Origin of the sequence: Streptomyces sp. NPDC051684 (genome assembly GCF_044453445.1) — a bacterium.
In the GTDB taxonomy this organism is placed as follows: domain Bacteria; phylum Actinomycetota; class Actinomycetes; order Streptomycetales; family Streptomycetaceae; genus Streptomyces.
Genome location: NZ_JBITCS010000032.1, coordinates 1 through 14,249, shown reverse-complemented (window position 1 = coordinate 14,249; position 14,249 = coordinate 1). Strand labels below are relative to the sequence as shown.

Annotated in this window: 11 protein-coding genes; 3 read left to right on the top strand and 8 right to left on the bottom strand. The window is 70.0% G+C overall.

What is annotated here, in order from left to right:
• Positions 1-13: 13 nt before the first annotated feature.
• Positions 14-1,396 (bottom strand): UDP-glucose dehydrogenase family protein, encoded by a 1,383-nt coding sequence (locus ACIA8D_RS31235; protein WP_399237495.1) that lies wholly within the window; start codon positions 1,394-1,396, stop codon positions 14-16.
• Positions 1,397-1,588: 192 nt separating this feature from the next.
• On the opposite strand from ACIA8D_RS31235, the gene ACIA8D_RS31230 reads away from it, so the two are divergent.
• Positions 1,589-2,746: an acyl-CoA dehydrogenase gene (locus tag ACIA8D_RS31230; protein WP_399237494.1), complete on the top strand. Its 1,158-nt coding sequence runs from the start codon at positions 1,589-1,591 to the stop codon at positions 2,744-2,746.
• A gap of 38 nt (positions 2,747-2,784) precedes the next feature.
• On the opposite strand, the gene ACIA8D_RS31225 is transcribed toward ACIA8D_RS31230, so the two are convergent.
• From ACIA8D_RS31225 to ACIA8D_RS31215, 3 genes are read right to left on the bottom strand one after another with little or no spacing between them, the layout of a single operon-like run.
• Positions 2,785-3,528, bottom strand: coding sequence for an SAM-dependent methyltransferase (locus tag ACIA8D_RS31225; RefSeq protein WP_399237492.1), 744 nt, complete (start codon positions 3,526-3,528; stop codon positions 2,785-2,787).
• A 12-nt stretch (positions 3,529-3,540) separates the two neighbouring features.
• The gene (locus tag ACIA8D_RS31220; protein ID WP_399237490.1) at positions 3,541-4,284 is read right to left on the bottom strand and encodes an SDR family NAD(P)-dependent oxidoreductase; all 744 of its coding nucleotides are present in this window, start codon (positions 4,282-4,284) and stop codon (positions 3,541-3,543) included.
• Positions 4,285-4,299: 15 nt separating this feature from the next.
• Positions 4,300-5,571: an LCP family protein gene (locus ACIA8D_RS31215; protein WP_399237489.1), complete on the bottom strand. Its 1,272-nt coding sequence runs from the start codon at positions 5,569-5,571 to the stop codon at positions 4,300-4,302.
• A gap of 108 nt (positions 5,572-5,679) precedes the next feature.
• Between ACIA8D_RS31215 and ACIA8D_RS31210 the strand changes: the two genes are divergently transcribed.
• The gene (locus ACIA8D_RS31210) at positions 5,680-6,216 is read left to right on the top strand and encodes an acyl-CoA thioesterase (RefSeq protein ID WP_399237488.1); all 537 of its coding nucleotides are present in this window, start codon (positions 5,680-5,682) and stop codon (positions 6,214-6,216) included.
• Between the two features lie 90 nt (positions 6,217-6,306).
• Here the strand turns inward: ACIA8D_RS31210 and ACIA8D_RS31205 are convergent, their stop codons facing one another.
• Positions 6,307-7,779, bottom strand: a complete 1,473-nt coding sequence (locus ACIA8D_RS31205; RefSeq protein WP_399237487.1) for an LCP family protein — start codon at positions 7,777-7,779, stop codon at positions 6,307-6,309.
• Between the two features lie 124 nt (positions 7,780-7,903).
• Between ACIA8D_RS31205 and ACIA8D_RS31200 the strand changes: the two genes are divergently transcribed.
• On the top strand, positions 7,904-8,959 hold the full coding sequence (locus ACIA8D_RS31200; RefSeq protein WP_399237486.1) for a glycosyltransferase family 2 protein: 1,056 nt from the start codon (positions 7,904-7,906) through the stop codon (positions 8,957-8,959).
• Between the two features lie 70 nt (positions 8,960-9,029).
• On the opposite strand, the gene ACIA8D_RS31195 is transcribed toward ACIA8D_RS31200, so the two are convergent.
• From ACIA8D_RS31195 to ACIA8D_RS31185, 3 genes are all read right to left on the bottom strand, one after another.
• Positions 9,030-10,703, bottom strand: coding sequence for an LCP family protein (locus ACIA8D_RS31195; protein WP_399237485.1), 1,674 nt, complete (start codon positions 10,701-10,703; stop codon positions 9,030-9,032).
• A gap of 85 nt (positions 10,704-10,788) precedes the next feature.
• Positions 10,789-12,501, bottom strand: coding sequence for an LCP family protein (locus ACIA8D_RS31190; protein ID WP_399237484.1), 1,713 nt, complete (start codon positions 12,499-12,501; stop codon positions 10,789-10,791).
• A gap of 277 nt (positions 12,502-12,778) precedes the next feature.
• Complete coding sequence (locus ACIA8D_RS31185) at positions 12,779-14,068, bottom strand: LCP family protein (RefSeq protein ID WP_399237483.1); 1,290 nt, start codon at positions 14,066-14,068, stop codon at positions 12,779-12,781.
• Between the last annotated feature and the right edge of the window lie 181 nt (positions 14,069-14,249).

The following is a 14,249-nucleotide window of genomic DNA, read 5'->3' as shown; positions in this document are numbered from 1 at the left end:
ACCTCGGAAAGGGTTACGCCGACGGGCGCCCCATCGCCCGGTACGTCCACCCGGCCGCCCGCCACAGCGCACTGTCCAGCGCGTTGCGGCCGTCCAGGAGCACCGGGTTCGCGGCGACCTTGGCCAGCTCCGCCGGGTCCAGCTCGCGGAACTCGCGCCACTCGGTGAGGTGCAGCACGATGTCCGCCCCGCGCACGGCTTCCAGCGCCGAGTCCGCGTAGCCGAGCGTCGGGAACACGCGCCGCGCGTTGTCCATGCCCTTCGGGTCGTAGACCGTGACCTGGCCGCCCTGGAGGTGGATCTGCCCGGCGACATTGAGGGCCGGGGAGTCGCGTACGTCGTCGGAGTCGGGCTTGAAGGTCGCACCCAGCACGGCGACCCGCTTGCCCAGGAACGCCCCGCCTCCCGCCCGTCGCCCGCCACCATCCCTGCCCGAGAGCGCTCCGCGCTCGCCCCCTGAATCCAAAGCCTCGCGGGCCATCTCGACCATCGCGCCGCGCCGCCGCATGTTGATCGAGTCGATCTCGCGGAGGAAGGTCAGGGCCTGGTCCGCGCCGAGTTCGCCGGCGCGCGCCATGAACGCGCGGATGTCCTTCGGCAGGCAGCCGCCGCCGAAGCCGATCCCGGCGCGCAGGAACTTGTGCCCGATCCGCTCGTCGTAGCCGATGGCCTCGGCGAGCTTCGCGACGTCGCCGCCGCCCGCCTCGCAGACCTCGGCCATGGCGTTGATGAAGGAGATCTTCGTGGCGAGGAAGGAGTTCGCCGAGGTCTTCACCAGCTCGGCGGTCGGGTAGTCCGTCACGATGAACGGCGTGCCCTCGGCGAGCGGCTTCGCGTACACCTCGCGCAGCAGCTGCTCGGCACGGTCGCTGTTCACGCCGACCACGATCCGGTCCGGGTGCAGGGTGTCGTTCACGGCGAAGCCCTCGCGCAGGAACTCCGGGTTCCACGCCAACTCCGCGTGCTGCGGCAGCAGTTCGGTGAGGCGGGCGGCCGAGCCCACCGGCACCGTCGACTTGCCGACGACGAGCGCGCCCTCCTTCAGGTGCGGCGCGAGCGAGGTGAAGGCGGAGTCGACGTACGACATGTCGCAGCCGTACTCGCCGTGCTTCTGCGGCGTGTTCACGCACACGAAGTGCACGTCGCCGAAGTCCCCGGCCTCCGCCCAGTCCATCGTGAAGCGCAGCCGGCCGCTCGACCCCTCGAACCCCGAGACGTGCTTGCGCAGCAGCTCCTCGAGGCCCGGCTCGTACATCGGGACCTCGCCCCGCGTGAGCATGTCGATCTTCTCGGGCACGACGTCCAGGCCGAGCACCTCGAAGCCGAGCTCGGCCATGGCTGCGGCGTGGGTCGCGCCGAGGTAGCCGGTGCCGATCACGGTGATCTTGAGGGCCATATCGCGGTGCTCCAGAGGTGTGGGTGCTTCAGGGCGCTGCCGAGCATAGCCGTGGCATGTGAAGGCGCCTCACCGGGCAACTTTCCCTTTGTCGCGTAGCTCACGTATCCGTGGTGTGGGCCGAGAACTAAAATTCTGGTTACTTAACGGTAGTTAGCACCAGTAAAAGCGTGGCTTGGAGCGTGAGAGACCTTGGCCGGATCGGCTGACTTCGACCTGTACCGCCCGTCCGAGGAGCACGACATGCTCCGCGAGACGATCCGCGCGCTGGCCGAGGCGAAGATCGCCCCGCACGCCGCCGCGGTGGACGAGGAGGCGCGCTTCCCGCGCGAGGCCCTCGACGCGCTCACGGCGTCCGACCTGCACGCCGTGCACGTCCCCGAGGAGTACGGCGGCGCGGGCGCCGACGCGCTCGCCACGGTCATCGTGATCGAGGAGGTGGCGCGCGTCTGCTGCTCGTCCTCCCTGATCCCGGCCGTGAACAAGCTGGGCTCGCTGCCCGTGATCCTCTCCGGCTCCGAGGAGCTGAAGAAGAAGTACCTGGGCCCGCTGGCCAAGGGCGACGGCATGTTCTCGTACTGCCTGAGCGAGCCGGACGCCGGTTCGGACGCCGCGGGCATGAAGACCCGCGCGGTGCGCGACGGCGACCACTGGATCCTCAACGGCGTGAAGCGCTGGATCACCAACGCCGGCGAGTCCGAGTTCTACACGGTCATGGCGGTCACCGACCCCGAGAAGCGCTCGAAGGGCATCTCCGCCTTCGTCGTCGAGAAGTCCGACGAGGGTGTCTCCTTCGGCGCCCCCGAGAAGAAGCTCGGCATCAAGGGCTCGCCGACCCGCGAGGTCTACCTCGACAACGTCCGCATCCCCGCCGACCGCATGATCGGCGACGAGGGCACCGGCTTCGCCACGGCGATGAAGACCCTCGACCACACCCGCATCACCATCGCCGCGCAGGCGCTCGGTGTCGCGCAGGGCGCCCTCGACTACGCCAAGGGCTACGTCCAGGAGCGCAAGCAGTTCGGCAAGCCGATCGGCGACTTCCAGGGCATCCAGTTCATGCTCGCGGACATGGCCATGAAGATCGAGGCCGCCCGCCAGCTGACCTACGCGGCCGCCGCCAAGTCGGAGCGCGGCGACAAGGACCTCACCTTCCAGGGCGCCGCCGCCAAGTGCTTCGCCTCGGACGTCGCGATGGAGGTCACCACGGACGCCGTCCAGCTCCTCGGCGGCTACGGGTACACCCGCGACTACCCGGTCGAGCGCATGATGCGCGACGCCAAGATCACCCAAATCTACGAGGGCACGAACCAGGTCCAGCGCATCGTCATGGCCCGCAACCTGCCGTAACCCCGCTCGCACCCAGGCCCCTGATGACCCCGCACGGATCAGGGGCCTTCGTGCGTCCTGCGCAGCACCAGACACGCGAAGCCGAAGGAGTCGCGGTAGCCGCGGAGCCATTCCGTGCGGCGGGTGGTGACCAGGGCGAGGAGGTCGGGGCTTGCGGGGTGGTCCGGGTGGTCGAGGGCGTGGTTCGCGACGGAGCCGAGCCAGGACCATTCGTACGCGTCCAGCTCGTGCCGGGTGCTGAGGTGCGCCGAGACCGGGGTCCAGCCCGCCGCGGAGACCTTGTCGAGGGTCGTCGGCAGGTCGGCGAAGTCGCCGAGCACCTCGACGGCCTCCGGGCCGGGCTCGGACTCCCAGTAGCCGTCGCCGATCAGGACCCGGCCGCCCGGCGCCAGGTGTGCGCGGGCCGCGTCGAGGGTGGGCAGCAGGCCGCCGAAGGCGTGCGCGGCGCCGACGCTGAGCACGGTGTCGAAGAGCTCCTCCGGCGTGAAGTCCTCCGCTGCCTTGTGGTGCAGCGTGAGCCGGTCGGCCACGCCCGCCGCCTCCGCCCGCTCGCGCGCCTGGGCCAGGGCGCCCGCGTCCAGGTCGATCCCCTCGGCCCGGGTGCCGGGCCGCTCGGTCAGCGCCCGCAGCAGCCATTCGGCGGGGCCGCAGCCAAGGTCGAGGACGCGCTCGTCGCCGCGCGGCAGGGCATGGCGCAGCAGCTCGCGCACGGAGTCGTCGCCGAGCGGCGCCTTGACGGGGTGGTCGGTGTGGGCGATGCGGGAGATCTCTTCGCGATCCATCGGTGCAGGGTGTCAGGACCGGGGGCCCGCCGCACCACCTTTTGTGACTTCCGGGAGCACCGCGAGATACCCGCCGTCCACGGGCAGGCAGACCCCATTGACGTACGAGGACGAGGGACCGGCCAGGAAGGCGACGACCTCGGCGATCTCCTCGGGCGAGCAGAGCCGGCCGAGCGGGTAGTCCGCCTCGACGCGGGCGCGCGCGGCGGGCTCGCGCCAGCGGTGGGCGTTGCGTTCGACCGGTACGAAGCCGGGCTCGACGACGTTGGTGCGCACGCCCCGCGGACCCCACTCCACGGCCGCCGCGCGCGCGAGCGCCCCGAGCCCCGCCTTGGCGACCGCGTACGGGGCGCAGTCGGGCGCCGCGCGGTGCGCGTGCACCGAGCCGACGAGGACCACGGACGCGGGCCCCTCGCCCTTGCGCCGCGCCAGCTCGGCGGCGGCCTGCCACGCGGAGACGAGCCCGACGTGGAACACCTTGTGCCACTGCGCCGAGTCCAACTCACCGAGCGGCACCCGCAGTTCGTGCAGCAGTGCGTGCACGAGCACGGCGGGCGGCTCGGGCGCGGCGTCGAAGGCCCGCCCGATGATGCCCGGTTCGGCGGCATCACCCACCAACGTGGCGTGCACGCCCGCCAGTTGGCGCACCGCTGGATCCAGGTCGACCGCGACCACATGCGTACCGCCGGCGGCGAGCCGGGCCACGACGGCCCGGCCCACTCCACCGGCGGCACCGAGTACGAGAGCGGACGTCATGACGACATCCTGGCCTCAGTCGCTGGAGACCGTGACCTTCTCGTCGTTGTTGAACTGGTCGACGAGCTGCTTGACCTTGGCCTTGTCCCACAGCAGATTGCCGCCGACCGAACCGCTCGTCGGCATGTTCATGGACTTGCCGTCACCGCCGTTGACCGACTTCATCGCCAGGAACATCTTGCCGAGCGAGAACAGGCTCATGTCCTTGTCGACGGTGAGCGAGTCGAGGCCCGCACCCATCGTCGGGTACAGCGTGAACGGGTTCAGGACGGTGCCGGGCGAGGACACCTTGTGCGCGAGCGCCCCGAGGAACTGCTGCTGGTTCTTGGTGCGTTGCAGGTCGGACTGGGCGAAGGCGTGCCGGGTGCGGACGAACGCGAGGGCCTGCTGGCCGTCGAGGGTCTGCTTGCCCTTCTGGAAGTCGGCCCCGGACCACTTGTCCTTGAAGCCCTCCTTCAGGTTCATCTCGACGCCGCCGACCGCGTCCACGATGCTCGCGAAGCCGCCGAAGCCGATCTCCGCGTAGTGGTCGATGTGCAGCCCTGTGTTGGCCTCGACGGTGCGCACGAGCAGCGTCGGGCCGTCCTCCGAGTACGCGGCGTTCAGCTTCGTCTGACGCCCGGTGGCCGGGTACGTCTTGCCGGACTCGGCGCCCTTGTACGCGGGGATCTCGACGTTCGAGTCACGCGGCAGCGAGACGAGGGTGTCCCCGTTCGAGCCGACGTGCAGGATCATCATCGTGTCCGTGCGCTTGCCCTCGGCGGAGCCGGTGTGCAGCTTCTTCTTGTCCTCGGCGGACATGCCCTCGCGGCTGTCGGTGCCGACGATCAGGTAGTTCGTGCCGTCGCCCGCCTCGGGCCGGTCGATGACCTTCGACAGGTCGACGTCGCGGTGCAGCTTGGAGTCGGCCCAGAAGTACGTGCCGACGCTCGCGACGACCACCACGACGACCACCGCGAGGACGGTCCGCTTGATGCGCTTGCCCCAGTTGGGCGGCCGCACCGGACTGCCGGTCGGCGGCCCGTAGTCGCCGCCGCCGTCGTCGAAGCCGCCACCCCGGCCCCGGCCGCTCGGCTGGCCGTAGACCTGGCCCGTGTTGTACCCGTCGTTGTACGACTGGTCGTACCCACCACCGTCGTACGGGGGCGGCGGCTGCTGCGGCACGGGGCGCTGTACGTGCGGCATGACACGAGCGCCTTCCGGGCGCGCGCTGCCGCTGCCACGGCCGTATCCGCCGCGGCCCGCGCCGCCCTGCCTGTCGCCTCGCCCGTCGGGCCAATCATTCATAGGGCTCAGTGTGCCGTGCGCGAATACGTGCCTTACAAGCCCTGAGGTGAAATCGCACCATGGCTGTTGCAGAGCTAACACAATCGTCGCGCGCATAAGGTTGGCGGCATGACAGACCAGGCCCACGGCGCGGAATCGGACATTCCGGGCAAGCCGACTTCCGCTTCCCGCACGACGTTGTCGCACATCATGACGCACAACGACACCAATCTCCTCGGCACCGTGCACGGTGGCGTGATCATGAAATTGGTGGACGACGCGGCGGGTGCGGTGGCCGGCCGGCACTCGGGCGGACCTGCGGTGACGGCCTCCATGGACGAGATGGCGTTCCTGGAGCCGGTGCGCGTGGGCGACCTGGTGCACGTGAAGGCGCAGGTGAACTGGACGGGGCGCACGTCGATGGAGGTGGGCGTGCGGGTCCTCGCCGAGCGCTGGAACGAGTCGACCCCCGCCCAGCAGGTCGGCTCGGCGTACCTGGTCTTCGCGGCGGTCGACGCGGACGGCAAGCCCCGCACGGTCCCCCCGGTGGAACCGGAGACCGACCGCGACCGCCGCCGCTACCAGGAGGCCCAGATCCGCCGCCAACACCGCTTGGCCCGTCGCCGCGCCATCAAGGAGCTACGGGCGCAATCAGGCGACGCGTGAGCCAATCAAGCTCGGCAAATCAAGCCCCTCCGGCGATTGAGGAGCAGGGGTCCGGGGGCAGCGCCCCCGCGACCGCAACCCCGGCCCAGCTCACCCGCACACGACCTGGTCCCCGGTAACCGCCCCGTACGACCCGGCGTCAGCGTCCTGCGCACGCACGGCCCGCACACCCTCATAGTCCGCCCCGGCGACAACCTTCAACGTCGGCCCGAGACCGTCCACCGCCTCCATCTCCGCCCCCGGCAACGCCGCCGCCAACGACTTGGCCGACCGGTCCCACCCCGGGTCGTACAGCACGGTCGTCCGCTTCGCGGTGCGGTCGTCCGCGTTGGCGGGCGCCCCCGTCGTACGGAACCCCGTCCTCTTCAGCGCGGAGTCGACCTTCTTGCCGAGCCCCGCCGACGCCGTCCCGTTCTCCACCTGGACCTGGATCTCGCTCGGCGCGACGTCGACCACGGCCGCCTTCTTCGCCTTCGGCCGGTGCGGGGAGAGCGGCTTGTCCTCGCGCAGCGCCTTGAACAGGGCCGCGGACTTCTTGTCGTCCCACTTCACGGTGGAGCCGATGTTCGGCACGGGGTAGCTCATGTTCCCGATCGGCACGGTTGTGAACTCGGAGGACGACGGGGAGAAGTTCCGCATCGCCCGCGCCAGGTCCACCATCTCGTCCGAGCCGAAGCCCTTGTCGGCGCGGACCGAGCTGAGCATCGTAGAGGCGACACCGCGGAACCGGACCGGATTGAGCAGCACGCCCGACGACGTCGCCTTCGAGATCAGCGCGGCCATGAACCGCTGCTGGCGCTGCATCCGGCCGAGGTCGCCCGCGCTGTCCATGTGCCTGGCCCGCACGTACTGCAGGGCCTCCCCGCCGTTCAACTGGTGGGTGCCGGCGTCCATGTCGAGCCCGGAGTAGGAGTCCTTGAGCGGGGTGTCCGTGCAGATGTCGACGCCGCCGAGCTCGTCGACCGTCTTCATGAAGCTGGTGAAGTCGACCTCCAGATAGTGGTCGAGCTTCACCTTCGTCATGTGCTCGACCGTGCGCAGCGTCAGCTGCGGCCCGCCCTCCGCGTACGCCGCGTTCAGCTTCACGGGGTGCTGGTGGTGCTTCTCGCCGCTGTTCTGGTCGGTGTGCGCCGGGATCTCCGCGTACGAGTCGCGGGGGAGGGAGACGACGGAGGCGCGGTCGTGGTTCGCCGAGATGTGCACGATCATCACGGTGTCCGTGCAGTGGCAGGGCGCCCCGCCCAGCTTGTACTTCTGGCGCTCCTCGTCGCTGATCTTGTCGCGGCCGTCGGTGCCGACGAGCAGCACGTTCATTCCGTCGCCCGCGGCGGGACGGTTCTTCATGTCCTTGAAGGGGTCGATCCGGTGGATCCCGGAGCCGATGCCGGTGACGAGCGCGTGCCCGACGCCGGCCGCGGCGAGCACCGTCACCGAGAGCGCCGTCGCCACCCGCATGGCCCACCGCGACTTCTTCCTGAGCGGCGGCCGTCCTGGCCTGCGGGCCTGTCCCTGGGGGCGGGACGGCCGCTGCGGACGGTCGGGGGAGCGGGGCGGCGTGGGCACCGGGGGACACCTCCGCGACAGTGGGCGTGGGACGCGAGCACAGTAGGCCCATACGATCTGCTGCCCACGGCAGCGACTCGGCGGCGCGCGCCCGTGTCCCCCATTAGCGGTAACGTGACCCGCGATGAACGCAACCGCCAACTCTGTCCCGCAGCTCCCGGCCGTCTCCGTGATCATGCCCATCCTCAATGAGGAGCGGCACCTGAAGGAGGCCGTCGAGGCGATCCTGGCGCAGGAGTACGACGGCGAGATGGAGGTCGTGCTCGCCCTCGGCCCCTCCACCGACCGTACGGACGAGGTCGCCGCGCGGCTCGTCGCCGAAACCGCCTCCTCGGACAAACGCGTGTCCACGGTGCCGAACCCGACGGGCCGCACCCCCGCCGCCCTGAACGCCGCGATCAAGGCCTCCCGCCATCCGGTCGTCGTCCGCGTCGACGGGCACGCCGCGCTCTCGCCCGGCTACATCGCCACCGCCGTCCGCCTCCTGGAGGAGACCGGGGCGATGAACGTCGGCGGCATCATGCACGCCCAGGGCACCAACGCCTGGGAGCAGGCCGTCGCCGCCGCGATGACCTCGAAGATCGGCGTCGGCAACGCCGCGTTCCACACGGGCGGCGAGGCACAGCAGGCCGAGACGGTCTACCTGGGCGTCTTCCGCCGCGAGGTGCTCGAGAAGCTCGACGGGTACAACGAGGAGTTCATCCGCGCCCAGGACTGGGAGCTGAACTTCCGGATCCGCGAGTCGGGCGGCCTCATCTGGTTCTCGCCCGACCTGCTGGTCGACTACCGGCCGCGGCCGAGCGTCAGGGAACTCGCCAAGCAGTACCGCAACTACGGCCGCTGGCGGCACGTCGTCGCCCGCTTCCACTCCGGCTCGATCAACCTGCGCTACCTCGCGCCGCCGGCCGCCGTGTGCGCGATCGCCGCGGGTGTCGTGGTCGGCGCCGCCCTCACGCCGTGGGGCTTCGTGATCCCCGGCGGCTACCTCGCGGCGATCGTCGCGGGCTCGATCCCGGCGGGCAAGGGGCTGCCGCTGAAGGCGCGCGCCCAGATCCCCGTCGCGCTCGCCACGATGCACATGACGTGGGGCTGGGGCTTCCTGACCAGCCCGAAGTCCCTCGCCAAGAAGGTCATCGCCTCGCGGCGCCCGGCCGTGCCGCAGGAGCCCGCGGTCAACTGACCGTCAACTCTTCGACGGGGCGCGGGAGTTCACCTCCCGCGCCCCGTTCTCGTAGCGGCCGCCAGGTGCGCTACCAGGTGTAGCCCGGTTCCACCTTCATGCACGTGGAGTCGTCCGCGCCGTTCTGCGTCTGCTCCTTGTCCAGTGCCTTGCTCGCGTCCTCGTCGTCCGTGGCCTCCGGGTACTTGGTGCCCGTCTTCCAGTCGGCGCCCACGATCAGCGTCACCCCGGACACGTCCGTCGACTCCTCCACCGAACTCACCGGGATCCCGAGGGACTTGGCGACCGCCTGGGCGTCGCCCTCCAGATCGGCCGACGGGAAGCGGATCACCGTCCGGTCCTCGACGAGGGACTGCGCCTGGTCCGCGACCGCCTGCGTGAACCCCTTGGCGGTGAGTGCCTGCGCCACCTGCGCGGCCCGTCCGGGCGCCGCCGGTGTCGTCGCCGTACGGGTGCCGTTGCGCACCTGCACCGCGATCTTGTCGTCGGCCGCGGCCGGATCGTCGGACGTCTCGTCCTTCGGCTCCTTCTTGCCGTCCTTGTCCTTGCCGTCGAGCGCGACGTCGTCACGGACCAGCCGCCACAGCGCGTCGGCCTCGTGCTCCTTCGGCACGACGCGCGCACCCTCGTACACGAACGGCATCGTCGTCATCGTGATCCGCTTCGGCGCGGGCCGCTTCAGCTCGTTGCTCAGGTCGTACAGCTTCTTGACCGTGTCGAGGCCGTCGTCGACGCTCAGCGCGTCCGTCGCCTTCTCGGCGAGCGTGCGCAGCTTGCCCGGGTGGCTGAACGTCGCGTTCTCGCGCAGCTCGCGCACCATCGAGCTCATGTACATGTGCTGCGCCTTGGCGCGCGCGATGTCGCTGCCGTCCTCGAAGCCGTGCCGGGTCCGCAGCCACTGGAGGGCCTGCTCGCCCTTGACGGACGTCGTGCCCTTCTTCAGTTTCAGGCCCGAGCCCTCGCCGGAGCTGTTCCTGGAGTTGACGTTGGCGCTGACGCAGACCGGTACGCCGCCGATCGCGTCCGCCATCGACACGACTCCCGAGAAGTCGACCATCATGTAGTGGTCGATGTGGATGCCGGTCAGCTGCTCCCAGGTGGCGACCGTGCAGCCGGGGCCGCCGCGGGCCAGCGAGGAGTTCACCATCTGCCGGGAGACCGTCGCCGGGTACACCCTGCCGGACTCCGGGTCGGTGCACTTGGGCAGCCTGGTCAGGGTGTCGCGCGGCACGCTCACCACGGACATGTTGCTGCGGTCGGCCGACAGGTGCAGCAGCATCTGTACGTCGGCCAGCGGGGCGGAGCCGACGCTCTGCTTGTGCCCGCCGAGCTTCAGGTTCTCCTTGGTGTTCCGGCTGTCGGAGCCGATCAGGAGGATGTTGAGCGGGGTCTGGCCCGCCGCGTTCGGCGTCGGCTCGGGGACCTTGTGCTCGCCCAGATTGAGCTTTCCGGTGTCGAGGTTGCCGTTCAGATGCCGGTACCAGAGGTAGCCCGCGCCTGCCGTGCCGATTATCAGGAACGCGAGAGTGCTCGCGGTCCAGCGCAGTATCCGTCGTCTGCGGCGGCGCGGCCGGACGGCCGCCCGCTGCCTGCCGCGTGCGGTGCGGCCGCGGCTGTCCGCGTCACCGCCCGCCGCGTCCTCGTACAGGCTGTCGTCCCACCCCAGGTCGGACGCCTGGTCCGGTGGTTCGCCCCGCCCGGCAGGCCGCCGTGTGCGCTCCCCACGCACAGTGCCTCGCCCCATGTCCTACCCCGCCCTCCCCGCCCTGTGACAGCGACTCGGCCGCCCCTGTCACTTACTTAGACAGTCAACAGGCGGCAGAGGTTGGTCACTTGGCGCACACAGCCTTGTCCGCTGTTGTCTTGTCGACCTCCGGCGCCTTCGCCGAGGCTCCGTCGACGGGTGTCCCCGCACCCTTGAAGTCGCCGCCGAGGATGAGGGTCATCGCCGGCAGCCCCTGGTCGTTCTTCTCGCTCTTTCCTTCCTTCAGCGCGGACGCCGGAAGGCCCATGATGTCCGCGAGCCGCCGGGCCTGGTCCGCCTGGTCCGGCGCGTACTCGAGGCTCGTCTTCGCCTGATTCGGCTTGTTGCCCATCTGACTCGACTTCAGTACGCCCTCAGTGTTCTGCAGTTCCGTGAGAGTTTCCTGAGCGGCGCCCGTCCTGCCACTGCCGTTGTAGATGTTGACGCGGACCGCGGAGGCGGCGGACTTGGGGCCCTTGAGCTTCGCGTCCTGCTTCTCCTTCTGCTTCTTCTTCGTCTCCGTGAGGGACACGTCGTTCTTGATCGCGTCGAAGACCGGCGGACCGGCCGTCGGGTTCACGACGACGGTCACGGGGGTCGGCTCCGCCGGGTTGTCGATCACGGGCACCGTTGTGAACGACAGGTTCTTCGGCGGCACCTTCCGGATCTCAAGGGCCAGGTCCTTGAGGCTGTTCAGGCTGCCGATGCCCTTGTCGACGGTGAGTGCCTTCGTCGCCGCCTCGGCGAGGCTCGTCAGCTTGCGCGGGTTGGTGAGCGTGTCGCTCGAACTCATCTTGCGGGCCAGCGAACCGAGGAACTGCTGCTGCACCTTGATCCGGTCCAGGTCGCCCTGGTTGCCGAAGCTGTGCCGGGTGCGCAGGAAGGCCAGCGCCTGCTCGCCCTGAAGGTTGTGCGTGCCCGCCGACAGCTTGAGGTGCGAGTCCGGGTCGTTGACGTCCTTGCCGACACAGACACTGACGCCGCCCACGGCGCTGGAGAGCGTCTTCACCGCGTTGAAGTCCGCCGTCATGAAGTGGTCGACGGTGATGCCCGTGACCGCCTTGACGGTCTTCATGACACAGCCGGGGTCGCGGTCGTCCTGCCCCAGGCTGGTGTTGAAGCGGACGTTCGGCGTGCCCTTGATGGTCTTGAGGGAACCGTCCGGCTGCTTCACCTGGCAGTCCGGCACGTCCACGACGAGGTCGCGCGGAATGCTCAACGCGGTCGCGTTCGTACGGTCCTTGGAGACGTGCAGCAGCACATTGGTGTCGGCGTGGCCGACGCTGCCCTTGTCGCCGTAGCCCTCGTTGCCCTTGCCGGTGCGCTTGTCGGTGCCCATGACGAGGATGTTGATCGCCTCGTCCTTGGCGAATCCGTCCTTGGCTCCGACCACGTCCTGCGAGGTGATGTTGCCGTTGAGGTGCTCCCAGTACCAGTAGCCGAACCCGGCGCCCACCAGGACGACCATGGCCATGCCGCCGGACGTCCAGAGCATGATCTTCTTGGCCTTCGACTTCTTCTTCGGCCGCGAACGCCGCCGGCCGGGGCCCTGCTCCTGCACCGCGGGCGCCTCGCGCCGTCTGCGCTGCGGGGGTACGTCACGCCGGCCTCCGCCACCACCCTGCGGGCTGTCGCGCCGCTGACCGCCACCGCGCGGGGCGGCGCGTCGGGGGCTCGGCACTCCCGACTGCCCAGCGGAGGGGGTCAGTCGCAGTTCGTAGTCACCGGTGTGGGGGTTGAGCACCCACTGATCTGCGGGGTCGATGTCGTCAGCCCGCCCACGGCCTTGCGCGTCCACGGTTGTCTGTGTCCTCCGTCGGGGCCACGCGGCGCCCCACCCCCCTTAAAAGCGGGCGCCCGGTCAAGTCGGTCAGTAGTGCGCGACCGGGCTCGCAAGCATGGCCGGGTGCACCGGATCGCTCACACTATCCGCCCAGTTCAGCGTCAAGCGAGGACGGTGACAAATTCCACTCCCCTACAACTGGGCAATCCGGACCATTTCTTTGAACCTGTGAGTCAGCTGATGACCGGAGCTTTACCCAGGGGCGGTTGAGGCGCCGTGCGGACGTCCGGTCTCAGCCGCAGGATGCCGCTCCGGCCGTGTTGCCGCGGAAGGTGGGGGCCGGGGAGGCGCCGGGGCCGTGGACGGGGGAGCCGGGCTTCCCGTCGCCCTCCTCGTCGCCCTCGTCCGTGCCGTATTCGTCGTATCCGTCGTGTACATCGGAATATTGCCCGGATTCGCCGTCCGTGCCGTATTCGTCCTGCGCGCCGTACTCCTCGTCCTCGGGCGGCTGTTCGGCCACCTTCACGGGCGTGTCCTTGCGCAGCTGCGTGAACAGCCGCTCGGCGGCGGGCTGGACGAGCTGGTCCCGGTTGGCGTTGTACGCGTACGACTCGCGGGGCACCGTCAGGAACCGGACCCGGTCGGCCGGGATGCCGCGCATGCCGCGCACCAGGTCGTAGAGCCCGCGCAGGCTGGCGAGCCCGGGGTCGGTGGTCAGCGAGGAGGTGGCGGCGTCGAGCACGGGGTAGAGCCGGGTCGGGTTCAGCAGCACGCCGTTGCTCTGCACCTTCTCGACGAGCGCGCCGAGGAACCGCTGCTGACGGTCCATCCGGTCGGTGTCGCTGCCGTTGCCGAGGCTCTTGCGGGCGCGTACGTAGCCCAGAGCCTGCTCGCCGTTCAGATGGTGGGTGCCCGCGGCCAGCCGCACATGCGCGTCGTCGTCGTCGATCGGCCGGTCCAGGCACACCGTGACGCCGCCGACGGCGTTCACCATGTCCTTGAACCCGTCGAAGTCCACGACCATGTGGTGGTCGACCCGGACCCCGGTCATCTTCTCGACCGTACGGATCGTGCAGGCCGAACCGCCCACCTCGAAGGCGTAGTTGAACATCGCGAACATCGCGTCGTGCTGCTTGCCGTCGGGCTGCCGGCAGGCCGGTACGTCGGTCATCAGATCGCGCGGGAACGAGACGGCCGTCGCGCTCTTCCGGTCCGCCGCGACGTGCAGCAGGATCGTGGTGTCGGAGCGCTGGGTGCCGTCGTTGCGGCCGTACTTCCCGTTCTTGCCCGCCCGCGAGTCGGAGCCGATGAGCAGCAGGTTCTGCGCGCCCTCGGCCAGCACGGTGGGCCGTTCCTTCTCGTAGCGGGCGAGCTCGGCGGCGGTGTCCGTGTCCTCGGTGATGTTCCCGTTGAGCCGGTCGTACGCGATCCAGCCGACGCCGCCCGCCACCAGGACCAGGAACGCCGCGCAGATCGCCGAGTACCGCAGCCATCTCCTGCGCCGACGCGCGCGCCCCGCGCCGGTGGGCGAGGAGCCGTGGGCCGGCCCGGGGTCCGGGGGCGTGGCAGCGGAGTCGGTCACGTACAGGTCCCCCTCATGGAAACGTAGGCGTACCTACGACCATGGACCCCGTCGCGCGCACGGGCCGGGGGAGCTGAGCCGAACGGACTAGGGCCTGTCGTTTGGATCAGGCCGGGCTCGCGGGGCCTGGCACGCACGCTCGCGGCGTTGTCGTCGGTCGACGACGCTCCGCGTCGCCTCC